At 69.4% G+C, this 9,778-nt stretch carries 13 protein-coding genes; 6 read left to right on the top strand and 7 right to left on the bottom strand.

What is annotated here, in order from left to right:
* From sepX to DM816_RS36735, 5 genes are all read right to left on the bottom strand, one after another.
* Positions 1-536: divisome protein SepX/GlpR (gene sepX / locus DM816_RS36755; protein ID WP_246002569.1), on the bottom strand; the 536-nt coding region annotated here is incomplete at its 3' end.
* A 43-nt stretch (positions 537-579) separates the two neighbouring features.
* Complete coding sequence (locus DM816_RS36750; RefSeq protein ID WP_117215121.1) at positions 580-1,197, bottom strand: GNAT family N-acetyltransferase; 618 nt, start codon at positions 1,195-1,197, stop codon at positions 580-582.
* Positions 1,194-2,471, bottom strand: a complete 1,278-nt coding sequence (locus DM816_RS36745; RefSeq protein ID WP_117215120.1) for a molybdopterin molybdotransferase MoeA — start codon at positions 2,469-2,471, stop codon at positions 1,194-1,196. Before DM816_RS36745 ends, DM816_RS36750 begins: the two co-directional genes overlap by 4 nt.
* Entirely contained in the window at positions 2,468-3,367 is a 900-nt protein-coding gene (locus DM816_RS36740; RefSeq protein WP_117215119.1) for a UTP--glucose-1-phosphate uridylyltransferase, read from the bottom strand. Before DM816_RS36740 ends, DM816_RS36745 begins: the two co-directional genes overlap by 4 nt.
* A 9-nt stretch (positions 3,368-3,376) precedes the next feature.
* Positions 3,377-5,287 carry a GGDEF domain-containing protein gene (locus tag DM816_RS36735; protein ID WP_246002568.1) on the bottom strand — a complete coding sequence of 637 codons (1,911 nt, stop codon included), beginning with the start codon at positions 5,285-5,287 and terminating at the stop codon, positions 3,377-3,379.
* Between the two features lie 46 nt (positions 5,288-5,333).
* Between DM816_RS36735 and DM816_RS36730 the strand changes: the two genes are divergently transcribed.
* From DM816_RS36730 to DM816_RS36720, 3 genes are all read left to right on the top strand, one after another.
* Complete coding sequence (locus DM816_RS36730) at positions 5,334-5,888, top strand: 5-formyltetrahydrofolate cyclo-ligase (RefSeq protein ID WP_246002567.1); 555 nt, start codon at positions 5,334-5,336, stop codon at positions 5,886-5,888.
* Positions 5,889-5,947: 59 nt separating this feature from the next.
* Positions 5,948-6,253, top strand: a complete 306-nt coding sequence (locus tag DM816_RS36725) for an FmdB family zinc ribbon protein (RefSeq protein WP_117215116.1) — start codon at positions 5,948-5,950, stop codon at positions 6,251-6,253.
* A gap of 450 nt (positions 6,254-6,703) precedes the next feature.
* On the top strand, positions 6,704-6,985 hold the full coding sequence (locus DM816_RS36720) for an MscL family protein (protein WP_117215115.1): 282 nt from the start codon (positions 6,704-6,706) through the stop codon (positions 6,983-6,985).
* 18 nt (positions 6,986-7,003) lie between these two features.
* Here DM816_RS36720 and DM816_RS43185 read toward each other — a convergent pair whose 3' ends face one another.
* Positions 7,004-7,156: a hypothetical protein gene (locus DM816_RS43185; RefSeq protein WP_162908200.1), complete on the bottom strand. Its 153-nt coding sequence runs from the start codon at positions 7,154-7,156 to the stop codon at positions 7,004-7,006.
* Between the two features lie 30 nt (positions 7,157-7,186).
* Between DM816_RS43185 and DM816_RS36715 the strand changes: the two genes are divergently transcribed.
* Both DM816_RS36715 and DM816_RS36710 read left to right on the top strand, forming a co-directional pair.
* A complete protein-coding gene (locus tag DM816_RS36715) occupies positions 7,187-7,432 on the top strand; it encodes a hypothetical protein (protein ID WP_162908199.1) in 246 nt (81 codons plus the stop codon).
* A 17-nt stretch (positions 7,433-7,449) separates the two neighbouring features.
* A complete protein-coding gene (locus tag DM816_RS36710) occupies positions 7,450-8,652 on the top strand; it encodes an RNA polymerase sigma factor (protein ID WP_117215113.1) in 1,203 nt (400 codons plus the stop codon).
* Here the strand turns inward: DM816_RS36710 and DM816_RS36705 are convergent.
* Complete coding sequence (locus DM816_RS36705; protein ID WP_117215112.1) at positions 8,649-9,131, bottom strand: DUF2231 domain-containing protein; 483 nt, start codon at positions 9,129-9,131, stop codon at positions 8,649-8,651. The genes DM816_RS36710 and DM816_RS36705 overlap by 4 nt on opposite strands.
* A 117-nt stretch (positions 9,132-9,248) precedes the next feature.
* Between DM816_RS36705 and DM816_RS36700 the strand changes: the two genes are divergently transcribed.
* Positions 9,249-9,695: a Fur family transcriptional regulator gene (locus DM816_RS36700; RefSeq protein WP_425455319.1), complete on the top strand. Its 447-nt coding sequence runs from the start codon at positions 9,249-9,251 to the stop codon at positions 9,693-9,695.
* The last annotated feature ends 83 nt before the right edge of the window (positions 9,696-9,778 follow it).

The raw sequence follows: 9,778 nt of genomic DNA, 5'->3' as shown, positions 1-9,778 counted from the left end.
TCCCGCCGCGCCTCGGCGCGCCGCCGCTGGGCTTCGCGCACCAGGGCCTGCTGCTCGGCGAGCCACACCGCCTGCCGCGCCTCCGCCCGGCGCTTGCGCGCCAGGCGCACGGCCTGCCCGCGCAGATGGCCCAGGTACAGGATGAACATCGCCCCGGTGACCGATGCGCTGATCCAGAAACCGGGCCCGACCAGCCCCACGCCGACCAGCTGAACGACATTCAACAAGGCCAGTGCCGCGAGCACCTGCCGCCGCCGATACACCGCCGGGCGCAGGCGTGGTTTGCGCACCACCCGCGGCTCGTCCCGCACCACCTGCAGTATCGGCTCCGGCGCGATCCACGGTGGCGGGTTCAACGGCCGCCTGCCGGGGATGCTGCGCTTGCGCCTGGTCCGCGACAGCACCCGCGCAGTGGACAGCGCCCGCTCCGCGATCAGCCGCTCGGTCGCGTCATATCGGCGCACCAGCGCCGGCGCCAGGGCGAGGAGCCCTGCCGCGGCGAGGACAGCGAGGAGCACCGACGTGGGCACAGACAGCACGTTACGTGAGTGATCAACAGATCCGGTGCAGCGACACTGTCTAACCGGCTCGAATGCGCCTCCAACGAGCCAAAAGCCCACCCTCGGCGGCCACGTCCTCCCATGTCACCGCGTACCCGACGTGATCGCGCCAGGCGCCGTCGATGTACATGTAATGCGGGTGGTAGCCCTCTTCGCGGAAGCCCAGCTTTTCCACGACCCGCCGCGAGGCCTTGTTTTCGGGCCGGATGTTGACCTCGACCCGGTGCAGCCGCGCCGCGCTGAAGGCGTGGTCTACCAGCAACGCCAGCGCCGTCGGCATGATCCCTTTGCCTGCCGCCCTTGAGTCGATCCAGTACCCGCAGTACGCCGACGAGAACGCCCGCCGCACGATGTTTCCGAGCCCGATGTGGCCCACCAACCGGTCCGGCCCCAGGCAGATGGCGAAGGGCATGGACTCCCCCGCCCGCACCCCCGCCTTCAACGACCGCCGCACGATCCTGAACGCCGCCGGCGAGTTGGTCTCCTCCCACGTCCCGGGCGGCGTGACCTCCCACGGCCGCAGCCAGCGCTCGTTGTATCTGCGCACCTCCGACCACTGCGCCGCGTCCGAGCGCCGATAGGGCCTCAACACCACGTCACCCTCGGCAAGCACGGCCGGGTATCCAGCAACGCTCATCGACGTCGGTCGAGCAGTAGCACATCGACGGTCGTGCCGGCCGCCGCGCTCGTGACCCGCTCACCGAGCACAAGCAGCGCGTTGGCCTCGGCCATGCCGGCCAGTGTGCGCGCCCCACCCGGCAGCGGCTGCACCGTGTATCCGCCGCCCCTGCGCTCCGCCACCAACGCCGGGCGGAACTCCCGCAACCCGGCCGGCGAGGAAACGGTCTCCAGCAGGTGCCCGCGCACCGCAGGCCGGAACACCGGCTCGGCGCCGGAGAGCACCTGGATCACCGGCCGCGCGAGCACTTCGAATCCGATCAGTGCCGCCCCCGGCTCGCCCGGCAGGCAGACGATCGGCACCTCCTGCGAGGTCCCCACGGTACCGAATCCTAGAATCCCGCAGGGTGCCAGCGATACCTCTGTGAAAACCACACTTCCCGCGCGACTTCCATCCCGCCGCGAAAGAATGCGCCGCACCATGTCACCGGGCCCCGACCCCGACCCGCCCGTCGTGATGATGAGATCGGCGCGCCCGGTCTGATCCTCCAGCAGCGCCCGCAGCGCCTCCGGATCGTCGTCGCAGATCCCCACCCGATAGGCGTGCGCACCCGCCTCGGCCGTGGCCGCCGTCAACGCGTGCGAGTTGACGTCGACCACCTGGCCCGGCTGCGACACCCGGCCCGCCTCGACCAGCTCGTCGCCGGTCGAGATGATGACCACGCGCGGCGAGGGCCGGACCACGATGTGCCCGATCCCGCTGGCGGCAAGCACTCCGACCAGCGCCGGGGTGACCGTCGTGCCGGCCCGCCCCAGCACGCTTCCCTCGGGCATGATCTCGCCGATCCGCCGGATCCCGTAGCCGCGCTTGACCGCGTGGTTGACCTCCACCGACGCCATGCCCTGGTCCGTCCACTCAGGAGGGATCACGACGTCGGCCGCCACGGGCAGCGGGGCCCCGGCCGCGACCGAGAAGCACGTGCCCGCCGTCAGCCTCGCCGGCCGCCAGCTCGACGCCGCCAGGTCACCCACGACCGACAGCCGGGCCGGACGCCCCGGCACCGCGCCAATGATGTCCTCCGAACGCGCCGCGTAGCCGTCGATCGACGCCTGGTCGAACGCCGGATAGGGGTGTGGCGCGAGCACGTTCTCCGCGAGCACGTTGCCGTGCGCCTGGGTCAGGTCGAGGTCCAACGCCGGCAGCGCCCGCAGCCTGCGCAGCACACTGCCCAGGTAATCAGCGAGCGGCGTCAGCTCGGCGTCGGACGCCTCAGACCCGACCGTTGCGGTCATACAGGATTACCCCCAACAAAGCTTCTGAGCCATTCGGAGAACGCCGGCCCGAGATCGTCCCGCTTGGTCGCCAACTGAACGACCGCCTGCAGGTATCCCAGCGGCATTCCCGTGTCATAACGAACCCCCCGGTAAACGATGCCATGCACGGGGGTGCCTTCGGCAAGGAGCAGCGCCATCGCGTCGGTCAATTGGATCTCGCCACCGCTGCCGGGCTTGGTCCGCTTGATGGCCTCGAAGATCCGCCCGGGCAGGACATACCGCCCCACGACGGCCAGGTTGCTGGGCGACTGCCCGATGGCCGGCTTCTCCACCAGGCCCGTGACCCGTACCACATCATGCCCCTCAAAGGGCTCCACGGAGGCGATGCCATATCGGTTCACCTCGTGATCCGGTACCTCGATGAAAGCAAGCACGATCCCGCCGGTGCGCGCCTGCAGGTCGATCATGTCGGTCAACAGGGTCGACGTCTCCTCCATGAACTCGTCGCCCAGCAGCACCACAAACGGCGCATCGCCCACATGCGACTCGGCGTAGCCGATCGCGTGCCCCAGGCCCAGCGGTTCGCCCTGCCGACAGGTGTAGATCTCGGCCAGGTCGGACGTGCGGCGCACGGCCGCGAGCCGCACGAGGTCTCCCTTGGCCTCCAAACGCGACTCGAGGTAGGGGTGGGGGTCGAAGTGGTCGACCATGCTGGTCTTGCCCCGCCCGGTGATCAGCAGCACATCGTGTATCCCGGCCGACGCGGCCTCCTCGACGATGTATTGCAGCACGGGCCGGTCCACGACCGGCAGGAGCTCTTTGGGCACGGCTTTGGTGGCTGGGAGAAAGCGTGTGGCCAGACCCGCAGCGGGGATGACGGCCTTGACAGCACGGACTCCGGCGCGCTCAGACATGCCGCGAGACTAACGGCCCGACGCCTGCCTCGGCGCCTGCGGGCCGCCCGACGCGCCGCCAATCCCCACAAGCCCGCTGTCTCCGGCCACCCGGAACGTATCCCGCCCGGCCGTCTTCGCTGCGTAAAGCGCCTCGTCGGCCGCCTGGAGCACGGCCGGGCCGGTCGTGCCGTGATCGGGGAAGACGGCGATTCCGATGGAGACGGTCACCGATATCCTCAATTCACCGACATGGATGGATGTCCTGCGAATGGCTTCGCACAGCCGTTCCGCGACGACCATCCCGCCCACCTCGTCGGTCTCGGGCAGCAGCAGGGCGAACTCCTCGCCGCCCTGGCGGAATGCCACGTCCACCTCGCGGATCTCGTAGCGGATGCGCTGGGCGAACTCGGCCAGCACGGCGTCGCCCGCGGCGTGGCCGTACCGGTCGTTGATGTCCTTGAAGTGGTCGAGGTCGAGCGCGAGCACCGCGAGCCGGCGGCCGAAACGGCCGGCGCGGTCGGTCTCGCGGCGCATGCAGTCGCGCAGCGAGCGATAGTTGAACAGCCCGGTCAGCGGATCGGTCACGCTCAGCCGCTGCGCCTCCTCGTGGATGCGCACATTGTCAACGGCGACCGACGCCTGTCCGGCGAAAGTCCGCAGCGTGTCCAGATCGGAATCGTCGAACTCGTCCCTTCCCAGCCTGTCATATAGCGCCAGTACCCCTTGCGCCCCAAGGCTTTCCGACAAGCAAAACGGCACGACCACATAGGTGTTGCACGCCGGCTCGCCTTCAACGAGGCGCGGCCCGTCCCGATCGACCCTGCCGATCCGCGGCACGCCGGTCGCGGCGACCGAGCCCACCAGGCCGGACCCGATCGGCACCCGCACGGGCAGCGCAATGCCTTCACTGCACTGGCCCACCAGCATCCCGTCCGTGCTGAGCAGCACGACCCCTGACGAAGCGCCCGTGGCGTGCCGTGCGGTCTGCAGGATCACCTGCAGGATCCGGTCCAGGTCGTGCGTGCTGGACAGGGTGTCACCGAGCACGCCCAGGTGACCGCGCAGCTGATCGCGGCTTGCCGTGAGCGCGTTGACGTATGCGCTCAGTTCCCGGGTCATGTGGTTGAACGCGTTGGCCAGGCGCCCGATCTCGTCCTTGCCGCCCGCCGGGACACGTGCCTCCAGGTCTCCCGCCGCGACCCGGTCCGCCGCGGCGGCCAGGCCCACCAGCGGGTTGGTGGTGGTACGGGCCAGCCACCACGCGGCGACGACGGCCGACACCGCGCACGCCAGCACGACCAGGATAAGCAGCGCCAACATGCCGCGGGGCGGGGCCGTCGGCACGGACAGTTCGAGCGGAAGCGGTTGTCCTGCAACGGGTTCGAGCCTTCGCGTCAGGTCTGTGCGCTGTTTGAGCAACGACAGCCGTCCGAGTCCGACCCGGTTGTCCACACCGGACTGTGGACGCACGCCGGGCACGAGCTTGACGCGGGCGCCGCTGGCGTCGCTCAGCCGGCGCAACAGCTCAGCGTCCACCGTGAACGCGGCCGACACCACCTCGGTGTGCGCCGCGATGGCCTCGTGCTCGCCTTCGGAGACGGGGGCGGCGCAGTCGGCCCACGGGGGCGGTGGTGCACCGATCGTGGTCACGCCATTCTGCAACTGCACCCCGCTGACCAGGCCGCGCTCGGCGTACTGGGCGCTGAGGGACAGGCGCCGCTCGGGCGGTGCGGCCGTGATCGCCTCGGCGACGGTGCTCAGCTGGGCGCACAGTGCGCTGATCGAGGTACGCACGGCGCTGGCGGCGTGATCCATCCGCTCGGCCGCGCGGTTGGCGTTCACCGTGTTGACGGTCACGCCGATGAACAGGGCGCCGAGCACCACCGGCCCCAACACCGTGGCCAAGAACGCGGTCGTCAAGCGGGTACGCAAAGTCACGCCCTCCTCAACGACAAGCCCGGCTTGTGCGATGCTTGCCCACACCATGACCAAGGCCGAGTTGCGCTCCCGGATCCTCGCCTCAAGAGCCAGGATGACGCCGTCTGACCTGCTCGCCGCGGCCGACGCGCTCTTCGCCCAACTCCTTCTCCTCCTCCATCGGGTACCACATGAGGCGCTCACCGCATACCGCCCGATCGGCAGTGAACCCGGCGGCCCGTCCCTGCCCGAACGGCTGGCCGTGGCGTTTCCGACCTCGACCCTGCTCCTGCCCGTGCTGCGCCCGGACCTCGATCTCGACTGGTCCGTCTACTCGGGATCGATGACCCGCACCGAGCGCGGACTCTACGAGCCGACCGGCCCACGCCTCGGCGTGGACGCCGTCACGACCGCCCAGGTGATCATCGTCCCGGCGCTGGCGGTGGACCGGGACGGGCACCGGCTCGGGCGCGGCGGCGGCAGCTATGACCGAGCTCTCACAAGAGCCCGGCCGGGCGCGACAATCGTTGCCCTGCTACACGATGGCGAGCTCGTGGAGCGTGTGCCGCACGAACCGCACGACCGTCGCATTACCGCGACTGTGGTTCCGGGTTTGCGCTAGGCCATGCTGGTCGGGCAATATTGGCACTCGAAGTGTGGGAGTGCTAAAGGAGGCCTACCGTGCCCACTTATCAGTACGCGTGCACAGCATGTGGCCATCAGCTGGAGGCCGTGCAGTCGTTCGCTGATGAGCCGCTGAGCGAGTGCCCGGCGTGCGAGGGTCGCCTGCGCAAGCTCTTCTCCGGCGTCGGCGTCGTCTTCAAGGGGTCCGGCTTCTACCGCACCGACTCCCGCGCCTCGTCCAACGGCAACGGCAACGGCGGCTCCAAGTCGAGCTCGGGCAGCAGCTCGCCTTCCAAGCCCGCCGAGTCATCCTCGTCGTCGTCTTCTTCCAAGAGCTCGACCTCCACCCCGGCCGCGGCCTAAGCCCACCACGACCTCCGGACAGGGCGCGCCTTCCCGCGCGCCCCACACCTTCACGGGTCGTCACCCCGCCTGCCCGCACCGCACATGGCTTCGGCCAACCCGCCCACGCCCTCAGCCAGGCGTGCCCCCTGCACGTCATCACCAGCCAGGCAATGGCTTGAGCCAACCCACCCACGTGTGCCCTCGCACGTCATCACCAGCCCGGGACCCCATTGCGGCGCAGGCAACGCTTCAGCCAACCCACCCACCCAAGCACCCTCAGTCAGCGTCCCCGCTTGCGGCGGCCAGGCAGTCGTACTCGTCTTCGGACGCGAAGTCCGCCACGCCGATCGGATCCCAGTTCGAGCTGCGGCTCACCCGCCGTCATGCGGTCGGGATCCCCATTCCGGCCCGGACTCCACAAACACAAACCATTACCCTTTTTGCCCGCTTTGGGGCTATGCTCCAGGCGTGCTGAAGGGCTTCAGGGAGTTCATCGCTCGCGGCAACGACATCGACCTCGCGGTCGGCATCGTCACCGGAGCCGCCTTCGCCACCGCGATTCCGGCCAAATTGCCCGCCGACAGTGTGGATTTCGCCCATGGCGCATCCCTCAACGCGGTGATCGCCTTCGGGCTCACGGCAGCCGCGATTTACTACCTCGCCGCCGTGCCCATGAACCGCTGGGCGCAGCGCTGCGGCCTGCGGCCCACCGAGATCGGAGACCGCGTGCCCAACACGAAGGCGCGCTGAGAGTGTCGAGCCCTGTCTTCAGTCCCAGTGCGGCGGGCGCTCCTCCAGCAGGCGCTCGTCATTGCTTGTCGACCGCGCGCCCCACCCGTGATCCGTGTCATCGGTGCTCTGATCAGGCAGGACGAGCACTTCCTCGTCGAACTCAACCACCCGGTCGTCGTCGTATGTCACGCGGGCATAGTAATGGCTGAGGGTGACATCGTGTGGCGACGGCCCGAACCCGGCCCACCACCGCCCGATCGCTACGGCGGCCCACCCGCTCCGACACCGCCGCCCGCCGACTTTCACGTGGTCGCGGAGGAACCCACCGCCCCGCCTCGCACCCTTCCCGCGCTCGACGACGACGCGATCGACACGGCCGAGCAGCGCGCCGCCCGCCTCACCTACGCGCTCGGCCTCACCGCACTCTCGATCATGGTGCTGATCGCCTGCTCACGCCTGACCTGAGGGCTAACCTCGACCGCATGGAGCGCACGATCGAGGATCTGGTGCGCGAGCTCGTGCCGCAGGTGCTCGCCGCGCTCGTGCGCCGCTACGGCGACTTCGACGCGTGTGAAGACGCGGTACAGGAAGCGCTTCTCGCAGCCATCACGCAGTGGCCCACGGACGGCACCCCCAACGACCCCAAAGCATGGCTGATCACAGTCGCCTCGCGCCGCCGAATCGAAGTCCTGCGCAGCGAATCGGCCCGCGGGCGGCGCGAGGAAACAGTCACGCTACTCGACCCCGAACCACCACAACCCGCACCGTCCACAGACGACACTCTCACCCTCCTCTTCCTCTGCTGCCACCCCTCCCTCTCCCCCACGTCACAAGTCGCGCTGACCCTCCGCGCGGTCGGCGGGCTCACGACGGCCGAGATCGCCCGCGCCTTCCTCGTCCCGGAATCCACGATCGCCCAACGCATCAGCCGCGCCAAGCAGCGCATCAAGGCCAGCGGAGCCCGCTTCCAGATGCCGCCTCCCGCCGAGCGATCCGAGCGCCTGGCTGCTGTGCTCCGCGTGCTTTACCTGATTTTCAACGAGGGGTACACGGCCAGCTCCGGCGACGAGCTTCACCGCACTGAGCTGACCAACGAGGCCATCCTCCTGTCACGCCAGCTGCGCACCCTGCTCCCGAGCAACGGCGAGGTCACCGGGCTGCTCGCGCTCATGCTCCTGACCGACGCACGCCGTCCGGCCCGCACCGGACCCGACGGCGCGCTGATCCCGCTCGCCGAGCAGGACCGCACGCTGTGGGACTCCTCCGCCATCGCCGAGGGCATAGAGCTGATCACCGAAACCCTGCCCACCGCCAGCATCGGCCCTTACCAACTCCAAGCCGCGATCGCCGCAATCCACGACGAGGCCCCACGCGCGGAGGACACCGACTGGCGGCAGATCCTCAACCTCTATGACCTCCTGCAGGCCCTCGCACCCGGCCCGATGGTGGCGCTCAACCGGATCGTCGCCGTCGCGATGGTCGAAGGCCCGCAAACAGCCCTCGCACAACTCGACTCAGCCGATCCCACCCTCGCCAACCACCACCGCTCCCACGCCGTCCGCGCCCACCTCCACGAAATGGCAGGCAACAAACAAGCGGCGCGCGACCACTATCACCTGGCCGCGCGCCGCACGCTCAGCGCGCCCGAACGGCGCTACCTCGAAGGCCGCGCCGCCGCGCTCTAGACACCCCACACGCTGTTGGCCCCGGAGTGTCCAGCCTGGAAGATGTAGTACCCCGTGACCGCCGCAGCGGCCAGGCTCAGCACGATCGTGCCGTACGTAACCGCGCGCGATCCCGTTGTCGCCGGCTTCCGTCCCGCCGCGGTGCAGGCGTAAACCAGCAACAGCGCGAGCACGCCCAGCGCCGTGCCCGCGTACGCGGCCAGCTCCCCGTAGTTTTGGTGCTGCTGGAGCCGCTGCACAAACTCGGGCAGGGCTCCTTGACCAATCCGGCGCTGCAGGAACGCGTCGCCGGACAGCTTGGCCGCCCACAATGCGAGCGGCGCGGCCACAGCCAGGCCCAGGACCGCCCATGCCGTCCACTTACGCACGGCGGGCACCAGCGAATATGCGACCACCAGCGCCACCAGCAGCGGGGCGAAAACAACGGCCGCATGCACGATGAGTGGATGCGCCGGAAGCCCTAGCAAGGTCTCGATCATGCGGTGAGCGTAAACCGACCCAGGTCGATGAGGTACCCCCATTCGGAGATACTGGGCACAGTGGCACCTGCCACGTATCTAGTGCTTTTCTTGAATCGCTCCAAGCTAGCTGCTGAAATGGAAGTCATGTCCGGCGAAACTCCCACACCAACCGAGCTGCTGCGCGCTCACGGCCTGCGCGTGACCAAGCCGCGGCTCGCCGTGCTGGGCATCCTCAGCCGGGGCGGCCACCTCGAGGTCGATGAGATCACCCGTCAGGCCCGCGAGGACCTCAACTCCGTCTCTACCCAGGCCATCTACGACGTGCTCGCCGCGCTCGCCCGCGCCGGCCTGGCCCGCCGCATCGAGCCCGCCGGTTCCCCGGCCCGCTATGAGGCGCGCACGGGCGACAACCACCACCACATCGTCTGCCGCGCCTGCGGCGTGATCGCCGACGTCGACTGCGCGGTCGGCTCCGCCCCGTGCCTCGACCCGAGCCAGACCCACGGCTTCGAGCTCGACGAGGCCGAGGTCACCTACTGGGGGCTCTGCCCGGCGTGCCGCGCTCTCGCGGCGCAGGACTAAGCGCCGGGGTTGCCCAAGGGCAGGACTAAGCGCGGGGGTTGCGCAAGGTGGGGGCGGGGTCGGGGGGTTCGTTTGGGCGCGGG

The sequence above is a fragment of the Allorhizocola rhizosphaerae genome, assembly GCF_003426775.1.
Classification (GTDB): Bacteria; Actinomycetota; Actinomycetes; order Mycobacteriales; family Micromonosporaceae; genus Allorhizocola; species Allorhizocola rhizosphaerae.
Note: the sequence above shows the minus strand (reverse complement) of the source record. Positions and strands in the feature narration are given on the sequence as shown.